Below are 21,676 nucleotides of genomic sequence, written 5' to 3' on the forward strand. Positions count from 1 at the left end.
TCATGGAAACAATAGAAGAAAAAGGGAAAGCAGCTGCTATAGTTGCATATCTTACGATTATAGGTACTATCATCGCATATTTTATGAACAACGATACCAAGAATCCGTTTGCCTCTTTCCATATTCGGCAGGCATTGGGCATTCATATCACCTATTTTTTGCTTGGTATCCTTGTTTCCTGGTTTGACAGTTGGTGGGTCTCCAGCGCATTCTATGTCTTTATCGCCGTTCTCTGGGGCTGCGGCCTGGTAATGGCTATTCAAGGCAACAGAACCGAAGTTCCTGTCCTAGGCCCCAAGTTTCAGCAATGGTTTAGTACAGTCAATTAATGCAAGCAAAGACCTTATCTCTATACCACCTGGTTCGCGAACCTAAAGTTGCCGTTGAAAAAGCTCCATTGCTCATCATGCTTCACGGTTATGGCAGCAATGAAGCCGATCTATTTTCCTTTGCGGAAGAGTTACCCGATGAATTGCTGATCCTTTCTCTGCGGGCGCCTTATCCCCTGCCACCTTATGGGCATGCATGGTATGCAATCCATTGGGACAATACCAGCGGAAAATTCAGCGATGACGAGCAGGCGATCGAGTCCCGCGAAAAAATATCAGCATTTATAGACGAAGCTATAGAAGCTTATCCGGTAGATGCCAATAATGTGACATTGGTAGGTTTCAGCCAGGGTTGTATTCTGAGTTTTGCCGTAGCCCTGTCTTATCCTGAAAAGGTGAAGAACGTGATCGGAATGAGCGGTTATATCAATCCGGGGATCATTAAAAAGGGATGGCAAAAAAGGGATTTTTCGAACCTTTCTGTTTACTCCTCACACGGATCTTCAGACCAGGTTATCCCGGTAGTCTGGGCAAGAAAGACTGCTCCTTTCCTCGATTCTCTGGGTATTGCTAATGTCTATTCGGAATTTCCGGTTGGCCATGGCGTGGCACCGCAAAACTTCAGGGAATTACTGAAGTGGTTGCAGGAACATCTCTAATTCCGCGGATATAACACCGCTTTTTCAGTATTAAGCTCCAGCGTACCGTTATCCAATATCTCGTAGGAAATAAACAGGTCTCCCCAATAAGCTCCATCGGTAAAACTGGCGATCGCCCACTTGTGGTTGAGTAGTTTTACTTTATTGATCCTGAAAAAGCCTTCCATTCCTTCGTAAGGCACCAGCTCATTATCGGCATCAGGTCGGTTGCGGCTAATGATCGCGTCTTCAACCTTCGCGTTAACTTCAGCGGGATCAAATCCCCTGTTCTCAAGGTAGCTGAGAGCTTCTTCATTTGACGCCAATGAAAATGAGGCAGCATTTCTATATTCCGAATAAATTGAATCAGTATTCTTATTCGCCTGCAGCAACTCTTCTTCGAGAGCAGCTACTTTGTCTTCTTTGGCATCCAGCATCCGGCTTCCGGAAACGTACATGAAAATTGCCAGTAAGGCTGTAAAAACGAATAAATATAAAATCAGGCTTTTTCTCATTAGATCTCTATTTGAAGGTTGTCATAGGCCAAAAACACGTTTTCAGGAAGTTCGGCCTGCACCTCTGCGTGAAAACCGAGACGGTGACTGATATGGGTGAGATAGGCACGTTTCGGTTTAATTTTTTTGATAAATTCCAGCGCTTCTTCCAGATTGAAATGGGAATGATGCGGTTCTTTCCTAAGAGCATTCACAACAAGCACATCCACTCCTCTCAGTTTTTCAGCTTCCTCCTCTTCGATGGTCTTGGCATCAGTGATATAGGCGAAATCTCCAATCCGGAAGCCAAAAACCTGCACCCGGTTATGCATTACGTTTATAGGTGTAATGTTTATATTCTTGAATTTGAAAACTTCATTCTGAATAAGGTGTTCCTGCACACTGGGAGCTCCGGGGTATTTATTTTCAGAAGCAAAGATGTAATCAAAACGCTGATGCAATGATTTCATAACCCGCGGATGTGCATAAACCGGAATATCCCCCTGCTTGAAAAAGTAAGGTCGAATATCATCCAGGCCTACGGTATGGTCACTATGTTCGTGGGTGAAAAGGATCGCATCCAGGTGTGTCACCTTATTAGAGAGCATTTGCTGCCTGAAGTCCGGTCCGCAGTCAATGACGATGTTATGACCCTCCACTTCTATGAGAACGGAGACCCGCAAACGTTTGTCTTTAGGGTCATCACTGAGGCAAACGGGGTGATCACTTCCAATGACGGGAATTCCCTGAGAGGTTCCGGTACCTAAAAATGTGACTTTCACGGCTCTTAATTTTACCACAAAACTAAGTATTATTTTTTTGTTCTGCCCAGCATTTTAGTACCTTTGAAGACGACTTACAATGTACTTTCTACATAAAAGAAAAGAGATATGCCAATAACCATTATGGGCGATCGGGAATTTGAAAATGTCCCTTCAATAAAGAGCAAAGCTTTACGGATAAACCTCAATGAAAATATCTACGGAACTTTCTCCGAGATTGGGGCCGGTCAGGAGACTGTACGTAATTTCTTTAGGGCTGGTGGTGCTTCCGGAACGATCGCAAAGGCAATGAGTGCCTATGACAAAGACTTTAGTGACGCTATTTACGGGATTGAAGATGACAGGCGTTATGTCACTGAAGAGCGGCTTAAGAAAATGCTGAACCATGAGACCAATCTTATAGAACAGCGTATTTCCCGCGAAAAACATCCCAATAAATTATTCTTCACATACGCCAACACCGTTGCAACTATTGACTTCGCCAAGAAGTACAAAGGTCATGGCTGGGTAGGAATCCGCTACCAGGTACATCCTGAAGAAGATTATAATGATATAATCCTGCATGTGCGTTTTCATGAAAATGATGCCCGCCTGCAGCAGAATACCCTCGGAATTCTGGGGGTAAACCTGATCTACGGAGCTTACTACAAGTATGACAATCCGAAGAAATTACTGAGATATCTGTACGATCATATGGATAAAGACCAGATCGAGATCGATACGATCAACTTTTCAGGACCACGGTTCGAAAAAGTTGACAACCGATTGATGAGTCTGCAACTGGTCAAGAACGGAATGACCGAAGCCGTGATGTTCGCTCCTGACGGAAATAACGTACTGCCGGCGAAGATCCTTTACAAGAAGAATATCCTTGCTTTAAGGGGAAGTTTTAGACCGGTTACCAAAGTAAATATGGACATGTATAAAAGGTCCATGGAGTTATTCCTGAAAGAAAACCGTGTTTCTGAAGATAATACCGAAGTTATTTTTGAGATCACCCTGTCAAACCTTCGGGCTGAAGGAGAGATCGACGAAAGGGACTTTATGGACCGGGCAGAACTTCTGTGTTCACTTGGCCAGACGGTAATGATCTCCAATTTCCAGGAGTATTACAGGGTTGTTGAATACTTCTCCCGTTATACTAAGGAACGTATGGGTCTTGCCATGGGTGTGAACAACCTGGTGGATATCTTCGATGAAAAATACTACCGTCACCTAAGTGGTGGTATTCTGGAAGCCTTTGGTAAACTCTTCTTTAAAGATCTGAAAGTTTATCTGTATCCGCTGAAAGACAGGGAAACAGGAGAGATCACTACCAGCGAAAACCTGAAGGTACATCCACGTATGAAAGAGCTGTACAAGTTCTTTAAATACAACGGAAAAGTGGTTGATATCACCAATTATGATCCAGAAATTCTGGATATTTACTCAAGAGAAGTACTGCAAATGATCGCTGAAGGTCAAAGTGGTTGGGAAGAAATGCTTCCTGAAAAGACTACTTCCATGATCAAAGAGCACAATCTTTTCAGTCATCAAAAACAGAAAGAAGCTCAAAAAGCTTAATATTAATAGGAATATAATTGAAGAGGGGCCAAAAATGACATTTTTGGCTCCTCCTTTAGTTCGGATTAATTGCTGAAAGTCCGCCGTCCATTCCCAGGACCTGTCCGGTCATCCAACTGCTTTTTTCCGAAAGCAGAAATGTGACAAGATTAGCGATATCTGCCGCCTCTCCTACTCTCTGCAAAGGATGGCGTTCTTCTGCCCTTTTTCGCTTCCCTTCATTAGACAATAATTTTTCGGCAAGACGGGTATCGGTAAGTGAGGGAGCGATCACATTCACTCTAAATGCAGGGGCATATTCTGCCGCCAGGGCTTTGGCAAAACCTTCTATGGCTCCTTTTGCAGCGGCCACGCTGGTATGGTAGGGCATTCCAACCCGTACCGCCACCGTGCTGAAAAAGACCAGACTGGCCTGTTCTGCTTTACTCAACTTCGGAAGCAGCCCCTGCACCACTTTTACCAGTGAAAAGAAGTTGATCTCCATTTCATCTTTAAAAGCTTCGGGACGGAGCATCTTGAAAGGTTTCAGGTTAATGCTTCCCGGGCAGTAGACCAGTCCGTGGATCTCTTCCGGGAGATCAAGTTCTGAAATATCATTTTTCAGCACATCAAATTCCAGGTACTGGCAATCCAATGAATCCAGATTTTCCGAAGTACGGGCAAGGACTATCACCTCATGGTCTTTAGCCAGTAGTTTAACCGATTCCAGCCCAATGCCGTGAGATCCTCCAATTATGACAATTTTCTTTTTCATGTTCCTGTGTTTTTCTGATGCATTTCTTTCACCGGAAATTCTCCAAACAATTCTTCTAGCTTTTTCTTCCGGTATTCAAAGATCTCTTTGAGCTTTGGCCCAACAAGGATAGGATGTGCCATTCTACCAAGGATTCCGAAGGGAAGTTTATAATCTACAATATCTTCCATCTCCACTCCGCCGGGTATAGGTTTTATAAAATGCTTGTGATGCCATAAAGCATAGGGACCAAAGCGTTGTTCATCGACAAAGTATTCCAGTTCCTTCACATGGGTGATCTCGGTTATCCAAGTCGTTTTAATTCCGGCAACCGGAGAAACAGTATACTGAATGATCTGACCGGGGAACATTTCCCGGTCGGCTCCGCTAATGATGTCAAAACCCATATAATCTGGAGTGATGGTTTTCAAATTAGCCGGATCTGACAAAAATTTCCACGCCTCCTCCCGGGAGATAGGTAACCGCTGTTTGGTTTTCAATGTATAAATCTTCATACTTCAAAAATACAAATACTGTTTAAATTATTAAATAAATATTTAAACAAAAATAAGTTAATTCTTATTCCTGCCTTGGGAATACATCAAGTTAAATCTTAGAGAATCACTAAAATTCGGTCAGAAATGTCTTATAAAATGGTTAAACCTTCAGGAATTCCGGGGAACTTCGGCGAGATTTGGAAAAAACCAACTATGAAACTGAAGAAATTCGCTCCCCTATTATTGTGTTTGTTCCTTTCTTTTTCAACTATAGCCCAATTTGATTCTACTCAGGATTCCCCTTACAAGACCAGCTGGAAAAAAGATGGAATCTGGTTAGGTACCAGTTTGGGTCTAAATGCCGTGGGATTTGTTTTGGTCCAGAACATTGAACCCCTCACGGAGGCACAGGTGCAGGCGCTTGATAAAGACGATGTGCCAAAAATTGACCGTTGGCTGGCCGGCCGTTATTCCAAGGAAGCTGATGATCTGAGTTACTACCCTTTCTATGGCTCTTTTGCCGTTCCCTTTATCATGATGCTTACAGATGATTACCGCGGACATGCCGGGCAATTGTCACTGCTCTTTGTGGAATCTATGGCAACTACCGGTGCCCTCTTCACCATTACTGCCGGAAGCATTCATCGTAGCCGGCCGCTTACCTATAATGAAGACCTGCCATTCGATCAACGAAGTGAAGGCAGCTCCAGAAGGTCATTTTTCGCAGGCCATACAGCGGCGACTGCCTCGGCTACTTTTTTCGCTGCCAAGATCTTCAATGATTTTAATCCAGATTCTGCTGCCCGTCCTTATGTGTGGACTGCTGCCGCTCTCATTCCGGCGTGGGTAGGATATCTGCGCTCAAAGGCAGGGAAACACTTTCTTACAGACAATATTCTGGGCTACGGAATTGGAGCGCTCTCTGGAATATTAATTCCGGAATTGCATAAAAAAGAAGATCCTGATTTTAGTTTTTATCCCAGTTATGGTAAGGAATATAAAGGGGTGAGTCTTTTATACCGCTTTTAGTTCTCACAATCGAACATTCGGTTTAATTCGATTTTTCTATTTTTAGGCTCAAGCCTAAACCACTTATGAGAAAAAATTATTTGTTGTTTTTATTGCTGGCCCTGCTCTCCGTTAAGGCCAATGCACAAAAAATCGAAATTCCTGTCGACACAAAGGTAGTGACCACACATTCCGTAGAAATCTTAGGAGAAAAGATATCCTATACAGCCACCACAGGAATGCAGCCGGTGTGGAATGAGGACGGCGAGCCTACCGCCAGTTTGTTCTATACGTACTATCGAAAAAGTGGAGTAAAAGATCTTAAGAACCGCCCACTAGTGATCTCTTTTAACGGTGGCCCCGGATCTGCTTCGGTTTGGATGCACATCGCTTACACAGGACCTCGAATTCTTGAAATCGATTCCGAAGGTTTCCCGGTGCAGCCTTATGGGATAAAGGAAAATCCTTATTCCATTCTTGATGTTGCCGATATAGTATACGTAAATCCGGTAAATACAGGTTATTCCAGAATTATTGAGCCTGAAGATGCCGATAAGAAAAGGGACCGGGAACAGTTTTTCGGAGTGAATGCAGATGTGAGTTACCTCGCGAAATGGATTAACACTTTCATTTCCCGAAATGATCGCTGGCTTTCTCCGAAGTATCTCATCGGGGAAAGTTATGGAACTACCAGAGTTTCGGGACTTGCATTGGAGCTTCAGAATTCACAATGGATGTATCTAAATGGAGTTATTCTGGTTTCTCCAACAGAACTTGGAATTGAACGCGACGGACCTGTAGAGGTCGCCAACCGTCTTCCCTATTTTACCGCGGCAGCCTGGTATCATAAAATGCTTCCGCAGGATCTTCAAAAAAGGGATCTGGAGGAGCTTTTACCTGAAGTGGAACAATATGCCGTTAATCAACTCTTACCTGCCCTTGTTCATGGAGGATTTCTCAACCCTGAAAAAAAGGAAGAACTGGCGGCAGGAATGTCACGATATTCCGGACTTTCGGAAAAAGTGATCTTACAGCACGACCTGGAGGTGCCTTTTAGATATTTCTGGAAAGAATTGTTGCGTGATGAAAAAGGAATGACGGTAGGGAGGCTTGACTCCCGTTACATGGGTCTGGATCGAAAAGAGGCCGGAGATTCTCCAGATTACAATGCCGAACTTACTTCCTGGTTGCATGCCTTTACTCCTGCCATTAATTATTACCTGGACAACGAATTGAATTTTGAGACAGATCTCCCCTATTTCATGTTTGGACCGGTTCATCCATGGGACCGCACCAGAAACAATACGGGAGAAAATCTGCGGCAGGCGATGGCGCAGAATCCTAACCTGGATGTAATGATCCAGAGCGGCTATTTTGATGGGGCAACCACTTATTTCAATGCGAAGTACACAATGTGGCAACTTGATCCCAGCGGAAAAATGAAGGACAGGTTAAATTTCAAAGGCTACAGGAGCGGTCATATGATGTACCTGCGCAATGAAGATCTGAAAAAGGCCAATAATGATCTGAGGGAATTTATTCTGAAGACCTTACCTAAGCCGGGAGAACCTGCTATGTATTAAAATATACTTGCTTAAAATACAGCCCCGGAAATGACATTTTCGGGGCTTTTTTACATGGTCTCTTCAAAAATATTTTCTTGCCATGCGTTCTTCTTCAGCAAAATATAATGGTTCAAAAGTGAGGTTTTGAGACTGTGTTTACGATAAGGAAATCCATGTTGATGAGTAAAATCTTCCAGAACCTTTGTTACTTCCGGATAGTAGCTATGATGTATGTATGGGAACAAATGGTGAGCCACATGATAATTGAAACTCGCCATAAAAAACCGGATAAAAAAATTGTCATTGCTCACATCATTGGTACATAATAATTGGTGCATAAACCATGTATGGGGAAGCTTTCCTTTTTCATCCCTCTGTGGAAATTCGCTTTCTATACTGGCATGAGGAGAAAGTAAAACCAGTAAAGAAGTAATACTGGCGGTCAAGGTTAAAAGAATAAAGCCTGTAATGACGGCAAGCCACGAAACTCCCAACACCAACTTTGGAACAACAATTAAATACCCCAAGAAAAGAAATTTGAATAGGAAGAGTTTAAAATATTCTACTGTAGGTATTTTGGCGACTTCATGCACCACCCTGTTCTTGTTGAAATAATCTTTAAAGTCTCGTACCAGTAACCAGTTGAACAGGTAAAGCGGATACAAAAACGGCAAATACAGGTGCTGATATTTTTGGATCTTCTTTTGTTCACTCTGCGGAAAAATACGAACCAGCGGACTCTGCTCAAGGTCACTGTCCCATCCCATCACGTTTGGAAAAGCATGATGCAACCTTAGGTGTCTGACCTTCCAGATATAACTATTGGCGCCTAAAAGATCAAAAAAGTAGAGAAAAATACGATTCCAGCGCCGGTGTCGCTTAAAAGTTACACCGTGTACGGCATCATGTATAAGATTTAGAAAATTGAGTAGCAGGAAAAGTCCGAGGAACATGTAAGACAGGTAGAAAACTAACGGAAGACTTCCCTTCCAAAGAAGAATGGCATAAGTGCCTGTGTATAGCAATGGAAACAGAATGATCTTAAGCCTGATCAAGTTATCTTTTTCATCAGCAAGATCATCAACAAGTGCATTTACCTTCTTCTGTAGTTCAAGAAATTCAGGTTCTACAGGAAGTTGAAACGTAGGTCTTCTGTCTTTGCTGTGAGGTAAAGATCGTTCCATTGCAATATCTTGCTTAACTGGTAGGGCAATAAAAAGTTACGCCAACCTTTTATGAAAAGCAAGTATATACTACTGAAAATGAGGTGAATATGTGTTAAATGCAGGGAGAACTTAACTCCTCAGAATTGCCATTATATTATTGATCTTTTGCCTGGAAAGCTTCCACCTTTCTTTGCGACAGCACTTCCCGGAGGATCACCTCCACTCCATTTTCATCATTGCTTTTGGTAGTGAATTCAGCAGCTTTTTTAACCTCAGGATGGGCATTTTCGACTGCATAGCCAATTCCGGCATGATCGTACAATTCAATATCGTTCAGGTAATCGCCGAAAGCCATAGTTTCCTCTTTGGAAATTTGGTGGATCTTCTGTATGGCTGACAGGGCATTTCCTTTTTGTGCTTCCTTATGGTTAAAATCTATCCAGATCTTTCCTGCGAGTTTTACCTGGAGATCCTTTTTAAAATGCTCCACGTGTGGGAGTGAATTTTCTTCAGCCCCTTCGAGGTCACAGATTGTTACCTTTAATATCAGATCATCTTCGACCTTTTCTAAAGTATCCACAACCTTGTATTTTTCATAATGCTCTAAAAAGGGATCCATAAACTCCTTATCCGTGTTCTCGATATAAGCTTGCTTCCTTCCGCAGAGCACCAGATATTTTTTGCCTCCCAGATTCTTGACTTCTTTAATGATCTTTTGAACCTGTTCCTGCTGCATGGGCTGAATATGCTTCTGCTCTCCCTTTTCCATGACGATAGCTCCATTTTCGGCGATGAAAATAATTTCGTCCTTAATAGGCTCCATTCGTTCGCGAAGGCTGTAATACTGTCTGCCGCTGGCCACGGCAAAAAGAATTTCTCTTTCCTGAAGTTGTGGAAACAGTTCAAAGAATTCCGGACTTACCTCGTGCTTACTGTTGAGCAAAGTACCGTCCATGTCGCTAACGATCAGTTTTATTTTGGAGAAGTTCATAATATTTTTTTGGACTACGAATTTAAGCTAAGCCAAACGGAATGCGGGAATTGAAGGTGTTAAATTGTACGGAATTGAATATTTTCTGTTTTAATTCATGAAATAACCTTGAAGGTTTCCTTTTTCCAGTTTTTATATTTTAGAGGAAATATTTCAAGTCTACTAAAAACCCCGTAATGAGATTAAGCAAGAAAGAAAGACGGTTCTGGAAAACGAAATTTAGTTTTAAGGATATCAAAAGTATTCCGGAAGAGATGGAGCATCTCAATCTCAGGGATGAAGATTTTGGTAATGAGGAGCTTTGTTTTATTACTTCCAGGATCAGAATTATTGATAGACTTGACCTTGACAGCAATCCACTGGATGATGAGGGAATGGAATGTCTCACCCGGTTGGAGAGCATTAAAGAGTTACGCTTGAAATCTGTTGATATTACAGATGAAGCTGTAAAGTATATAAAGCAATTGCAAAGTTTGGAACTGCTACATTTGGGAAGCACCGGGGTTTCCTGCGAAGGAGTTAAAAATCTTTCAGGTTTAAAGAATTTAAAAACCCTCTTGGTGAGTCCTAAGGAAATAGAGGAAGAAAAACTCAATTATTTCCTGCAGCAACGTCCCGACTGTAAATTGATAGTAAATTATCAGGAGTATTCGGGTTAAAATTATTTTGTTTCCTCACAAGATGCCTTAAAAATGGCATTTTTGGAACTCTAGAAAACAAAAAAACCACGCCCTTTGAGACGTGGTTTTGTGAGTGAAGTGATCGCGACAGGATGTATCTTCCTTTTTTGATGCACTGTTGCAATTACAAAACCACGGGCTAACGCCCTTGTTTTTTTGCTTCCTTCCGCCCCTTCGAATCTTCAATCCGGGTGCTGCGGAAAACAAAAAAACCACGCCCTTTGGGACGTGGTTTTGTGAGTGAAGTGATCGCGACAGGAAGGCGGTTTATATCATGAATATCAACCTGAGTATCTGTTTTTTATACTTAATTGTTATAAAAAAACCTTTTTGTAAATAAAACTTATCTGTTTAGTATAATTAATACAATTTACGCAAGCGTTCCGTTGGACAGAGGTCGTACCAAAAATTAGATCAAAAAACTCTTTGAAGAAAAGAAAAACCTAAATTAGTAAAATGAATACTAAACAGATTGAAGAGATCTTACCTTCACAAGTGGATGAAAATTTACAGTCGATTTTAGATTCTCTTTCTCAAAATTTAAATGAAGTTGTGAGTTATGGAACACACATTCTTAAATGGGATGTGGAAACCAAAAGACAAGGAAAAGATAATCATATACCAGCCCTCTTTTTCAGGAATGTTATTGAATTGGGAGACTCTATAGCTTTATTGGTAAAAAATTCTTCTATTGATCCAAGTAAAATTCTTCTTCGAACACTAATTGAGAATTCCTACGGATTATTTTATATGTTGGAGAAGAATGAGAAACAAAGAGCTCTATCGTATATGGTTTGGAAAGCTATAAATGATATTAAATTGAATAAGCGTTTTATTTCCGACAACGCAAGCTCAAAAGAGTTAAAGTCAAAAATTCAAGCATTTAATCCGGACTTTGATAGTACAAAATTTTTTGACAAGGAAGAAACTAGAAAATTGATTGAAACCAAATCAAGAATGTTAGGTTCATCTGAATTTAAAGAGATTTACCAAGAATATTTAAGAACAAAGAATTTAGGAGGAAAGAACAAAAATCCAAATTGGTATTCATTATTTAATGGTCCGACCGATTTTCAACAATTATCAAACTATTTGAAAAAGTCCTTAGAATACGAATTCTATTATAGGAAATATTCTGCAAATGTACATACTACTGATGTTGCCAAAGGAATTGCTAGAGCTGGTGATGGTAAAGGACAAATTATTCAAATAAGGGATTTCGAACACTGCACGGAAGTATACTCAATTACAATTTCTAATTTACTGATGGTATATAATCAAATGGTAATTAAAAGAATACCTGGTCAAGAAATAAATTTTAAAGAATGGTATTCCAAATTTCGACAAATACATTTCACTACTTTGGAAAAAGCAAAATTCAATTATAAAAAGCATAATTGAATTCCTTTCTTGGGTTAAGATTTTCTAACACCTTGAATTTTTAATTCCTCTAAGCTCTCATAAACCCCTACAACCTGAAATTTCCCCTCAAAAAGGATTTCTTTTATTGGTTCATCAGTAAACTTTCCTTTCCAATATAGGCGGGCATTTTCTTCAAATTCTTCAATTGATAAATTTTTGAGTTCACAATAATGTTCATCAGTTTCCATTTTTTTTCCATTCAACAACTTAACTTCAAAAATCTTCTTTTTAGGAGATTCTAAAATATCCCACCATTTAGGAAGTTCTTCTTTTCTACAAATCCAAAGTCCCCTTTTCCTAGATGGTAGATTTGAGTCGATTTGCAGTCTAACTTTTTCAAAAACTTCTTCTCTTATCCATTTCAAATATTGACGATTTAGTTTTACAAGTTTATAAGCTAAGTCCTCGAATTCACTACAATTTTCAAGTAACTGGAAATGTTTTTGTTTATTTTGATCTTCAAAATTCTCAAAGTCTTGATAGCAATTGTTTTCTCGAAGCCTTTTCTCCGTATAGCTTGAAATGTCTTCATCGCCAATTTTCTTTAGGTAATTATAATTTAAACCACTCAAAAGTTCATCTATAAAAGGATTATTCTTATTGAAATTGGTATCCAAAATCTGATCAACAGACCACTCATTTTCTCCTTTAATCTTTTGAATATGATAATAATGCATTTGATCTGATTTTTATAATCTATTGATTAAACCTTTTCTAGAGCTTCTATCTCTTTTTGAAGATTTTGAATTTGTTCCTTGATTTCTTCCATTTTCTCTTGTTGCTCCTTATGATATCGCTTAATAAAAGGAATAAGTCTTTTAAAAACTTTCTCTGCGATTAAATCATCTACTCCTCCAGAGCTAGAGGTATCAATTTCTCTCGTTTTCTCACCATTTCCAGTCAGGAGCCATCTCTCATTAATTTCAAAATAATTTGAAATCAATTTTACAGTTTTTGAAGAGGGCTTCTGCGTCCCTCGAGTTATTCTTGATATGCTAGATTGACTTATCCCTGTCTCATTTGCTAAAACGTAATTTGTGATCCCGAATTCCTTAACTAACTCTCTAATTCGAGACCCAATTTCACAATATTCCATGCTGAACCAATTTTATACGGTTAATATAGAAAGAAGAAATCTTAACAATGAACTTTAATGTAGGAAATTTCTGTTATACTAGGCGTTGTACCATTGGTCGTACCAAGAAAGGAAATAAAAAAAGGGTAACTATTTGAAAATCAATTAGTTACCCTTAATTCCGTGATCGCGACAGGATTCGAACCTGTGACCGTCTGCTTAGAAGGCAGATGCTCTATCCAGCTGAGCTACGCGACCATTTTAGCGGTGCAAATATAAGTAGGTTTTCAAAAAAGACAAGCAAAATAAACATTTTATTCCCGCTCCTGTCTTAACTCCTGTGATCTCAGGTTTTTATGAGATGTAGTTGAGGAGAAATTTTAATTTCCCCTCTATTTCTGTAGGGCACTACTCACATTTTAGAAGGTTCTTCCGTCTAATTGAGAATCCAAAAGTACTATTAAATCTTTGCTAATATTAGCATAAGGCGGGGGAGCTGATTCTGCAAAAAACGAATTATCTGTTACATTTACAATAAAGCCATTTTACAGGGTTTTCTGCCTTTTCTACACAGAAAGATCCTTTTAAACTGCGTACTTTATGGATGTAAGCACTTCGAATGAACTACAACCTTTGGGGGATATCTCTATTTCCCAAATGATTGAAAAGTTACAGGAAGATTGCGAAATAGAAAAACATCTTCCCGGCGGCGGGTATTTGCATATGAGCAATGAACTCCCGTACCTCGTTATTTACCGTCAACAGGGAAAAAATGAAAAAGAGGACCGGGCCACTATGCGCTTCGTTTTGAGTGAGGCCTCCTTTTTACTTGTCGGCACAAAAGATTTTGAAGGCTACCAACGATTGATGTTCTGCCTGGCCGAAGCCATGTCCACTAAATTTAAGTCTTTTCTCATGGTCGAAATCTTTTCAGGAGATGAGGACAGCCGGAAATTTAAAATTAAAGGACCTGAGGATAAACTACCTGCTACTCTCGAGATCTTTAAAAAAGAACTTGACACGCTGAACCGCAATTACCAGGTTCTGGACCTGGAACCTACGGAGATCGAGAATACCATCCAACGGCAGCCAGCAGGAAAACCACCTTTACTAAGTCTCTCTCAACTGAAAGATGCCGGATGTTTGTTGCTGGGGCTCGAGGTGCCGCCGGTCTACCGGAATAAAAAAGGGGAAGAATATCCCGTCTTTTTCCGAAGCTTTAAAGACGATCTTATAATTGCGCTTCATAAAGCCATTTTTGAATTTATACGCATCCAGACCTCCAGCGGGGTAAAAAGTTACCGGGCGCTGGGGCAGAAGAATTTACAGGAAAAGGTTCTGGAGATCGACCGGAAACTGGCTGCCATTGAGACTTCCTATCAATTCCTCTGGCTGGTCTCTCCGGCCAACATAAGACACATCAAAGATGCCTTTTTTGAATCTGATTACGAAACAGTCCTCAATTATCACTACCGACTCTTACCCGTAGATCCCGATGTACTGAAACGGGAACTTTATAACTTAAAGATGGAAGAGATCGATGACCCCGCTCTTTCATTTATTTTCCGGCAGAAAAGGGAGGAACTGGACCTGCAGATAAGTATGTTATCTGAAAGAGGCACCCAGAACTTCTTTTATAATAGTATGATGCTTTACGGAGGGATCAGCCGTGATCTGCAACGAGAAGCCGAAGATCTGCTGCGGGAAGTTCCTGAAGAAGGAGACAAGAAGTTTGAAAGTATCATGAAGGCTGATGATTTCAGGTTTTTGGCCCTTTCGGAATTTGAGTTTTTTAAGGAGCAGGATCCTGACTTTAGCAGTAAGATACATGTTCGCGATGATGTCAATATTTTAATGGTGTCTCAGGGAGAACTGTATATTCCTGGTGATTATAAATCAAACGGAAATGAGACACAGGCCCTTATCCAGCACGAGATAGGAACTCATGTTCTCACCTACTTCAATGGAAAACAGCAGCCTTTAAAACTGCTTTCCGTAGGACTTACAGATTACGATACCCTTCAGGAGGGCCTTGCTGTGCTTTCAGAATATTTGGTGGGAGGGCTTACCGCTAATCGGATGCGAACCCTGGCAGGACGTGTAGTAGCGGCCGGAGCCAGGATGCACGGAGCAGAATTTCAGGATATTTTCAGGCTTCTGCACCACGATTATGGATTTTCACCGCAGCGCTCCTTTAATATAACCTCCAGAATAATGCAGGGTGGCGGCTTTACCAAAGATATCTCTTATCTCAAAGGTCTGCACCAATTGAAGGAACATCTGGAAAACGGTGGAGAGATCGAACCATTATTAACGGGCAAATTCGCGCTGGAACAGTTACCAATCATCAACGAGCTCAGTGAACGAAGGGTGTTGAAACCGGTGAGCATAAGACCCCGATATTTAAATACAGAAGAAACAACAAAAAAAATAACACAAATCCGCGAGGGAATTTCCCTTTCACAAATGATCTGCGCATGAAAATATGTTTTGTAGTAAATAGTATTGAAACCGAAAAATGTGGTACAACCATTTACCTGGTGTACGAAGCCTGGAAACGAAAACACGATGTATACGTGATGGGTGTGGGCGATTTTTCCTTTACAAATACTGAGCATCTCAGTATCAACAGCACCTATGTTTCCAAAAATTCTAAGGTGGGTAGCCCTCAGGAATATCTGAAGGCCTTACAGGGAGAAAAAGCAAAAACCGATCGTATTAAAGCGAGCGATCTCGATGTGCTTTTCATTCGAAACAATCCTACAGAAGAAGGAAGCAGCCGCCAATGGGCCGAGCAGGCAGGGGTTGCCTTCGGAAGAATGATGCAACAGGAAGGAGTTTTAGTTCTTAATGATGCCTATGCCCTCTCAAATGCCTTTATTGACAAGCTTTATTTTGAAGAACTGCCCAGTGAGATAAAACCTGCTTCGCTTATCACTCGGAAAAAGGAGGAAATCCTGGAATTTTTCGAAGCTCATAAGAAAAAGATGGTTTTAAAACCTCTTGAAGGTTCGGGTGGTAGAGACGTTTACCTGATCGACAAAAATGAGAAGAACCTGAACCAGATCATTGAAAATATTACGCAACAGGGTTATGTGATTGCTCAGAAATTCCTTCCTGCCGCCAAGGAAGATGTACGGGTGCTATTGCTGAACGGCCGCATTATGGAAAAGGATGGTCATTACGGGATCATAAGACGTGTGAGTGGCGAAGGGGAATTTAGAAGCAATTTTGCCCAGGGCGGTTCCGCAGATAAAAGTCCGCTGACTGAAGGTATTCAAAAGGTGGTGGATGTTGTAGGTCCAAAACTGATCAAGGACGGATTATTCTTCGTGGGACTTGATGTGGTAGAGGATAAATTGATCGAGATTAATGTATTGAGCCCCGGTGGTTTGGATCACTTTGGAGATATTGGTCTTCCCGATTTTTCTGATGTTGTTATTGATGCCATTGAGAAAAAAGTAAAGTACAAGAAGATGTACCACGGTCATATTGCTAACAAGGTCCTTGCGACCATGACCTAATTTAAAATATGAAGACGAAATTTATGAGTGAAAGAATAATTGGAAACTACAGTTCTAATAATGAAGGCCCTCTTCTGTTTGTGACCGGCGGGGTGCACGGTAATGAACCCAGCGGAGTAAAGGCTTTGGAAAAAGTTTTTCAGGAGTTGGAAAAGACACGGCCCCAGATCAACGGAAGAATTGTTGGAGTCAAAGGAAACATTGCAGCCCTCAAAAAAGGCCAACGTTTTATTGATGAAGATCTCAATCGTACCTGGACCGAGGAGAATGTAAAAAACAGTGATCCCGAAACGCAGGAACAACGGGAAATGCACGAGATCATTGATGTGCTCCATCAATTTTCTGAAGAGGATTATACCAAACGCTATTTTTTAGATTGTCACACCACTTCATCTGACAGTTTACCTTACATCTCTGTGCAGGAAGTGCACGACAATGATCCCTGGGCACATCGTTTTCCCACTTACATTGTCCGCGGATTCAGCGATATTGTTTATGGAGCCATTGACCATTATATGAGTCGTACCGGGTTGACCGGCTTTGTTTTTGAAGCGGGACAGCATACCAGCAAAGAATCAGTTGAAAATCATGAAGGAGTTATCTGGCTGGCTTTAAAAGAGGCTTGTGACCTTGATCTTGAAAAGATCTCCTGTTATCCCGAATGTGTGGAGAGATTCACGGACAAAAATGCACCGGAGCAAAAGACCTTCGAGATCATCTACCGGCATGAGATCGGGAAAAATGATGTTTTTAAAATGGAACCCGGTTACAAGAATTTTCAGAAGATCGAAAAAGGAGAATTATTGGCCAGGAGCAATGGTGAGGAGATCAAAAGCGAGTGGGATGCCTATATTTTCATGCCGCTATATCAATCTCAGGGGAATGACGGCTTCTTTATAATTAAAGAAGTTTAATGAAAAAAAATCTTCCGGAGATCCCCTTTTTGGATGGTCTCCGGAAGTTCTATTTTTTAGGAAGTGGATCTATTTCTTTACGATCCCGACTACTTCCCCGGTAGAACAATTCACTCTGAGTAATTCCCCTCTGTTTACGCCATACAAGCCTTGTGGTACTTCATAATCTCCCAAAGATTTGGTAGATCGAACAATACTTATCTTGTTTCCGGTTCTTGGATCCATCAACGGGCTTAGGCAGGAATCATCATTAAAGGACATTCCTGTTGGCGCTTCAAATTGAGTGGGTACATCCTGGGCCTGTCTTAAAACATCGGATTCTTTAAAAGAAGTGTGAGAACTTCCGCAGGCGAGCAATAGCAGACAAAAAAGTCCGCCGGCTAGAAATTTGAGAATTTTCATATTGCTGGTTTTAGAAAGCTAAAATAGTAAAGAAACAAATTGAAATTTATTAGTGCTTCAATGTTTTAACTTTTGCATGGAAATTTTGTTTCTTTTAAGGTGAAAAAAATGATTATTCTGAATATGCTATAGTGCTTAAAAGGGCATTTTCGGCTTGCCTTGAATCCAAACGGGTATGCTGTACAATTATGGGTACAGAAGATTCTAAAACAGAGGAATAATCCGTTCCTTTCGGGACAGGCTCAGGGTCTTTTAACTCGTTGAACCGAAGGTGCTTTGTCCTTTTAGGTTCAACGGTTACTTTATAAGGACCCGCGGGATCACGATCAGAGAAGAAAATGGTGATCTCCACCTCTGCTTTCTCTTCGGAAGTGTTAAGGATACAAGCTGTTTCATGGCTTGTGAATTCAGGTTCGGGTCCGGTTCCGTATTCAGGGATATAACCTTCTGCTATTACCCAGACTTTTTTTCCGTATGCTTTCATGATTGATAAGAATGTTTATTGTTTCAGTTCTATTAGTAGTCCTTCATCCGGTTGTAAAATGAGGGATCCTTTAATTTCCTTGCCTTCTTTTTCAGAATGTGTGGAGAATCTCACAGTACCTTTCCACTGCGGAAGTTCAGGATCTACCTGTTCCTTTTGATCCCCCAGATTAAGGATGATCAAAAATGCCTTTTTTGGACCCTCTCTTCTGTAAGCAAGGACATTTCCTTCTGCAGGAACGGGATAAAAATCGCCCACACTCAATGCTTTTTCTGAAGCTCTCAACTTTATCAGGCGCCGGTAAAAATTCAGCATACTATCCTGATCTTTTGATTCTGAAGCAACATTGAACTTTTTATAATTCTCCATTAGTGGTAGCCAGGGCTTCCCATTTGTGAAGCCGGCGTTTTCTGAACTATCCCATTGCATTGGAGTTCTTTCGGGATCTCTTCCCAGGCCTTTTCCGGGAACTTTGGTCTCTCTGGGGTCATTGGCCATTTCCACAGGAATATGCACGTCTGTCATTCCTATCTCGTCTCCATAGTACATGGTGGGAGTTCCCTTGAGAGTAAGTAATAACATGGCCGCAATTCTCGCCTGTTGTGGACCTACCCTGCTGGCAATGCGTGACTTGTCATGATTACCCAACACCCAGTTGGGCCAGCCTTCGGAAGGCAAAGAGGCCTCATATTCATTGATCGCAGCTTCGATCCTGCGGGCTTCCCACGGAAGTTCAACCAATTGGAAATTAAAGGGCAACTGGGCTCCCTGAAGATCATGACCGTAGTAGGTCACGAGATCCTGAATAGGAAGGTATATCTCCCCAATAAGTACTGTCTCAGGATATTGATCGGTCAGTTTGCGCATTTCCCGGACCACATCATGGACTTCCGGTTGATCTGATGAATAGACCGGTAAAAGTTTATCGTAGGGCGACATATCTTCCGTATAGTCGGGATTTGGCGGATTATCCCTGAACTGTTTATCCTTGATCATTTGCCACATCACATCAACTCTGAATCCATCTACCCCTTTGTCCAGCCAGAATCGCATGCAATTCAGCATTGCCTCGTGCACTTCGGGATTTCTCCAGTTTAGATCGGGCTGTTTATCCAGATATGTATGCAGGTAATACTGACCCGTATTTTCGTCCAACGTCCAGGCGGACCCTCCAAATTCACTCAGCCAGTTGTTAGGCTCAGAACCATCCGGTTTTGGATCTTTCCACACATACCAGTCTCTTTTTGGATTATCCCTGGAACTTTTAGATTCCTGGAACCACGGGTGTTCATCAGATGAATGATTTGGCACAAAATCCAGGATCATCTTCATTCCACGTTTATGAATACCCTCCAGCAACCTGTCAAAGTCATCCATATTTCCGATGAGCGGATGAATGCCGGTATAATCACTCACATCGTAACCAAAATCGGCCATGGGAGAAGGAAAGAATGGAGAGATCCAGATCCCTTTCACACCCAGTTCCTCCAAATAATCCAGTTTTTGAAGAATTCCATTAAGATCGCCCGTACCGTTGCCACTGCTGTCATAGAACGAGCGCGGGTAAATTTGATAGATGATCTCTTTTTGCCACCACAAGTACGTATCCTTCCTGTTCATAAAGTGCTTTTACCTGCTCAAAAATTGCATTTTTCGCAGCTTTTTGAGCTATTCCTCTCTAAATTAGAAAGCTTTGGAGGATATTCTTAAATCCGGATATTAAAAAAACGATAAAATCTCTCCGGACATTAACAACCTGTAAACAAACATGATACGAATCATAAAAAGACGCGCCCAGAAACTTTATTTTTGAAAACAATCTTAAAACTTAGCTTATGAACCATCCTCTCAAAAGACATGAAGCACTGAAGCCATTGAGCAAAGACCATCACCACGGTCTACTGCTTTGCTGGAAGATCCGCGAGGGAAAGAAAAAAGAGGTGGCACCGGAGAGAATTAAATCTTATACCGACTTTTTTTACAGATCTCAGCTTATTCCTCATTTTAAATTTGAGGAGGAAGAGATATTTGTGCTGCTTGGAGAAGATCATCCTTTAGTAAAAAGGGCAATGACCGAACATAGCAGGTTGCATCACCTATTTGGAGAATCAGATAATATTGAAAGGGCTCTTTCAGAGATCGAAAAAGAACTGGAAGACCACATCAGGTTCGAAGAAAGAGTTCTTTTCAACGAACTACAACAGGAGGCCAGTCTTGATCAACTCGAAAACCTGAAGAATAAGGAAGAGGAAGTAGAAACCCCTGATCCTGATGCCTGGGAAGATAAATTCTGGCTAAAACAAAATTGATCAGAGCCAGCGTTTCCTTTTGAAATAATACAACATCCCTAAAAGAATTAGGAACATGGCTCCTAATAGAATGGGATAACTGTACTTCCATTTCAATTCTGGCATATATTCGAAGTTCATTCCGTAGATCCCGGCCAGAAACGTCAGTGGAATGAAGATCGACGCCATGATGGTCAATACTTTCATGACCTCATTCATTTTATTGCTGATGGTAGTCATGTACATATCCATCAATCCCCAGGTCATTTCCCGGTATATCTCGATGTTTTCAGAAACCTGTATCATGTGATCATAGAGGTCCCGAATGTAATTGATAGTTTGTTCCTGGATAAGTCCGCTGTTGAGTTTTTCCATTCTGCTCACCACCTCCCGCAACGGGAATACTGCGCGCCTTATGCGAAGCATGGTCCTTTTTAGTTCCTGAATTTCGTAGGTGGTATCGTCATTCGGTTGGGAATTGAATAGCTGCTCTTCCAGGGCTTCTATCTTATCACTCATTTCTTCAACCACCACAAAGTAATTATCCACTATGGCGTCTAAAAGGGCAAACACCAGGTAATCTGCTCCCCTGCTCCTTATGCGGCCCTTAGCATTCTTGAGGCGGTCGCGCACGCCGTCAAAAACGTCTCCTCCGGCTTCCTGAAAGGTCAAAACATAATTCTTTCCAAGGACAATACTAATGTGCTCATTTTCCAGGCGACCGTCTTCCTTGTAATAAAGCATTTTGGCAACTATGAAATAGTAATCTTTATATTCATCAATCTTGGGTCGCTGATTAGTATTAACGATATCCTCAATGATCAATGGGTGCAGTTCATAGTATTTCCCCACTTTCTCAATTTCAGCAGTATTGCTAAGGCCGTCAATATTGATCCAGGTTGTTTTACTTTCCTCCTCAAATTTAAAGGCATCTTCGGGCGATTTGGAAGTGAAACTCTCAAAACTTTCATTGTTATAATCAATGACTTCCAGAAGGGTTTCTGCCTGTTCCTTTCGACCTACGTAGGTAACCGTTCCCGGAGCCTGGTGGAGAGCTTTTGTAGATTTTGGCCTTTTTAGGAAGTAAGATTTTCTTTTTGCCATGGGGGATATTTTCTCTA

The 21,676-nt window shown here is 41.2% G+C and carries 23 protein-coding genes and 1 tRNA gene; 11 read left to right on the plus strand and 13 right to left on the minus strand.

What is annotated here, in order from left to right; all coding sequences use genetic code 11:
* The first annotated feature begins 2 nt into the window (after nt 1-2).
* Nucleotides 3-329 carry a DUF4870 domain-containing protein gene (locus tag ACNORC_RS12340; protein WP_418335955.1) on the plus strand — a complete coding sequence of 109 codons (327 nt, stop codon included), beginning with the start codon at nt 3-5 and terminating at the stop codon, nt 327-329.
* Complete coding sequence (locus tag ACNORC_RS12345; RefSeq protein ID WP_418335956.1) at nt 329-988, plus strand: alpha/beta hydrolase; 660 nt, start codon at nt 329-331, stop codon at nt 986-988. The genes ACNORC_RS12340 and ACNORC_RS12345 overlap by 1 nt, the downstream gene beginning before the upstream one ends.
* Here the strand turns inward: ACNORC_RS12345 and ACNORC_RS12350 are convergent.
* Both ACNORC_RS12350 and ACNORC_RS12355 read right to left on the minus strand, forming a co-directional pair.
* On the minus strand, nt 985-1,482 hold the full coding sequence (locus ACNORC_RS12350) for a hypothetical protein (protein ID WP_418335957.1): 498 nt from the start codon (nt 1,480-1,482) through the stop codon (nt 985-987). The genes ACNORC_RS12345 and ACNORC_RS12350 overlap by 4 nt on opposite strands.
* Complete coding sequence (locus ACNORC_RS12355) at nt 1,482-2,243, minus strand: MBL fold metallo-hydrolase (RefSeq protein WP_418335958.1); 762 nt, start codon at nt 2,241-2,243, stop codon at nt 1,482-1,484. Before ACNORC_RS12355 ends, ACNORC_RS12350 begins: the two co-directional genes overlap by 1 nt.
* A gap of 108 nt (nt 2,244-2,351) precedes the next feature.
* Here ACNORC_RS12355 and ACNORC_RS12360 point away from each other — a divergent pair, with 108 nt between their 5' ends.
* Nucleotides 2,352-3,806 carry a TonB-dependent receptor gene (locus ACNORC_RS12360; protein WP_418335959.1) on the plus strand — a complete coding sequence of 485 codons (1,455 nt, stop codon included), beginning with the start codon at nt 2,352-2,354 and terminating at the stop codon, nt 3,804-3,806.
* Between the two features lie 55 nt (nt 3,807-3,861).
* Here the strand turns inward: ACNORC_RS12360 and ACNORC_RS12365 are convergent, their stop codons facing one another.
* Entirely contained in the window at nt 3,862-4,560 is a 699-nt protein-coding gene (locus ACNORC_RS12365) for an SDR family NAD(P)-dependent oxidoreductase (RefSeq protein ID WP_418335960.1), read from the minus strand.
* Complete coding sequence (locus ACNORC_RS12370; protein ID WP_418335961.1) at nt 4,557-5,054, minus strand: SRPBCC family protein; 498 nt, start codon at nt 5,052-5,054, stop codon at nt 4,557-4,559. Before ACNORC_RS12370 ends, ACNORC_RS12365 begins: the two co-directional genes overlap by 4 nt.
* Before the next feature lie 126 nt (nt 5,055-5,180).
* Between ACNORC_RS12370 and ACNORC_RS12375 the strand changes: the two genes are divergently transcribed.
* Together ACNORC_RS12375 and ACNORC_RS12380 are read left to right on the plus strand one after the other, a co-directional pair.
* The gene (locus ACNORC_RS12375; protein ID WP_418335962.1) at nt 5,181-6,065 is read left to right on the plus strand and encodes a phosphatase PAP2 family protein; all 885 of its coding nucleotides are present in this window, start codon (nt 5,181-5,183) and stop codon (nt 6,063-6,065) included.
* Nucleotides 6,066-6,130: 65 nt separating this feature from the next.
* Entirely contained in the window at nt 6,131-7,627 is a 1,497-nt protein-coding gene (locus tag ACNORC_RS12380) for a S10 family peptidase (RefSeq protein WP_418335963.1), read from the plus strand.
* Between the two features lie 50 nt (nt 7,628-7,677).
* On the opposite strand, the gene ACNORC_RS12385 is transcribed toward ACNORC_RS12380, so the two are convergent.
* On the minus strand, nt 7,678-8,793 hold the full coding sequence (locus tag ACNORC_RS12385) for a fatty acid desaturase family protein (RefSeq protein ID WP_418335964.1): 1,116 nt from the start codon (nt 8,791-8,793) through the stop codon (nt 7,678-7,680).
* Nucleotides 8,794-8,929: 136 nt separating this feature from the next.
* Nucleotides 8,930-9,766, minus strand: a complete 837-nt coding sequence (locus ACNORC_RS12390; RefSeq protein ID WP_418335965.1) for an HAD family hydrolase — start codon at nt 9,764-9,766, stop codon at nt 8,930-8,932.
* A 176-nt stretch (nt 9,767-9,942) separates the two neighbouring features.
* Here ACNORC_RS12390 and ACNORC_RS12395 point away from each other — a divergent pair, with 176 nt between their 5' ends.
* Nucleotides 9,943-10,425: a hypothetical protein gene (locus ACNORC_RS12395; protein ID WP_418335966.1), complete on the plus strand. Its 483-nt coding sequence runs from the start codon at nt 9,943-9,945 to the stop codon at nt 10,423-10,425.
* A 477-nt stretch (nt 10,426-10,902) separates the two neighbouring features.
* Complete coding sequence (locus ACNORC_RS12400; RefSeq protein ID WP_418335967.1) at nt 10,903-11,847, plus strand: DUF5677 domain-containing protein; 945 nt, start codon at nt 10,903-10,905, stop codon at nt 11,845-11,847.
* Nucleotides 11,848-11,861: 14 nt separating this feature from the next.
* Here ACNORC_RS12400 and ACNORC_RS12405 read toward each other — a convergent pair whose 3' ends face one another.
* From ACNORC_RS12405 to ACNORC_RS12415, 3 genes are all read right to left on the minus strand, one after another.
* Nucleotides 11,862-12,545 carry a DUF2441 domain-containing protein gene (locus tag ACNORC_RS12405; protein WP_418335968.1) on the minus strand — a complete coding sequence of 228 codons (684 nt, stop codon included), beginning with the start codon at nt 12,543-12,545 and terminating at the stop codon, nt 11,862-11,864.
* Nucleotides 12,546-12,571: 26 nt separating this feature from the next.
* Complete coding sequence (locus tag ACNORC_RS12410; protein WP_418335970.1) at nt 12,572-12,964, minus strand: helix-turn-helix domain-containing protein; 393 nt, start codon at nt 12,962-12,964, stop codon at nt 12,572-12,574.
* Nucleotides 12,965-13,127: 163 nt separating this feature from the next.
* A tRNA-Arg gene (locus ACNORC_RS12415) sits at nt 13,128-13,201 on the minus strand.
* A 342-nt stretch (nt 13,202-13,543) separates the two neighbouring features.
* Here ACNORC_RS12415 and ACNORC_RS12420 point away from each other — a divergent pair.
* The 3 genes from ACNORC_RS12420 to ACNORC_RS12430 are packed head-to-tail and all read left to right on the plus strand — an operon-like array spanning nt 13,544 to nt 17,381.
* Nucleotides 13,544-15,424 (plus strand): peptidase MATCAP family protein, encoded by a 1,881-nt coding sequence (locus ACNORC_RS12420; RefSeq protein ID WP_418335971.1) that lies wholly within the window; start codon nt 13,544-13,546, stop codon nt 15,422-15,424.
* Nucleotides 15,421-16,467: a glutathione synthetase gene (locus ACNORC_RS12425; RefSeq protein WP_418335972.1), complete on the plus strand. Its 1,047-nt coding sequence runs from the start codon at nt 15,421-15,423 to the stop codon at nt 16,465-16,467. The genes ACNORC_RS12420 and ACNORC_RS12425 overlap by 4 nt, the downstream gene beginning before the upstream one ends.
* 8 nt (nt 16,468-16,475) lie before the next feature.
* Nucleotides 16,476-17,381 (plus strand): succinylglutamate desuccinylase, encoded by a 906-nt coding sequence (locus tag ACNORC_RS12430; protein WP_418335973.1) that lies wholly within the window; start codon nt 16,476-16,478, stop codon nt 17,379-17,381.
* Between the two features lie 69 nt (nt 17,382-17,450).
* Here ACNORC_RS12430 and ACNORC_RS12435 read toward each other — a convergent pair whose 3' ends face one another.
* The 3 genes from ACNORC_RS12435 to ACNORC_RS12445 all read right to left on the minus strand — a co-directional run bounded on the left by ACNORC_RS12435 (nt 17,451) and on the right by ACNORC_RS12445 (nt 19,887).
* Complete coding sequence (locus ACNORC_RS12435; RefSeq protein WP_418335974.1) at nt 17,451-17,783, minus strand: hypothetical protein; 333 nt, start codon at nt 17,781-17,783, stop codon at nt 17,451-17,453.
* Between the two features lie 112 nt (nt 17,784-17,895).
* Complete coding sequence (locus tag ACNORC_RS12440; RefSeq protein WP_418335975.1) at nt 17,896-18,267, minus strand: sensory rhodopsin transducer; 372 nt, start codon at nt 18,265-18,267, stop codon at nt 17,896-17,898.
* A gap of 15 nt (nt 18,268-18,282) precedes the next feature.
* Entirely contained in the window at nt 18,283-19,887 is a 1,605-nt protein-coding gene (locus ACNORC_RS12445; RefSeq protein WP_418335976.1) for an alpha-amylase family glycosyl hydrolase, read from the minus strand.
* 215 nt (nt 19,888-20,102) lie between these two features.
* Between ACNORC_RS12445 and ACNORC_RS12450 the strand changes: the two genes are divergently transcribed.
* Nucleotides 20,103-20,576, plus strand: a complete 474-nt coding sequence (locus ACNORC_RS12450; protein ID WP_418335977.1) for a hemerythrin domain-containing protein — start codon at nt 20,103-20,105, stop codon at nt 20,574-20,576.
* Here the strand turns inward: ACNORC_RS12450 and corA are convergent, their stop codons facing one another.
* Nucleotides 20,577-21,659, minus strand: coding sequence for a magnesium/cobalt transporter CorA (gene corA / locus ACNORC_RS12455; protein WP_418335978.1), 1,083 nt, complete (start codon nt 21,657-21,659; stop codon nt 20,577-20,579).
* Nucleotides 21,660-21,676 lie beyond the last annotated feature (17 nt).

Origin of the sequence: Salinimicrobium soli (assembly GCF_048323655.1) — a bacterium.
In the GTDB taxonomy this organism is placed as follows: Bacteria; Bacteroidota; Bacteroidia; order Flavobacteriales; family Flavobacteriaceae; genus Salinimicrobium; species Salinimicrobium soli.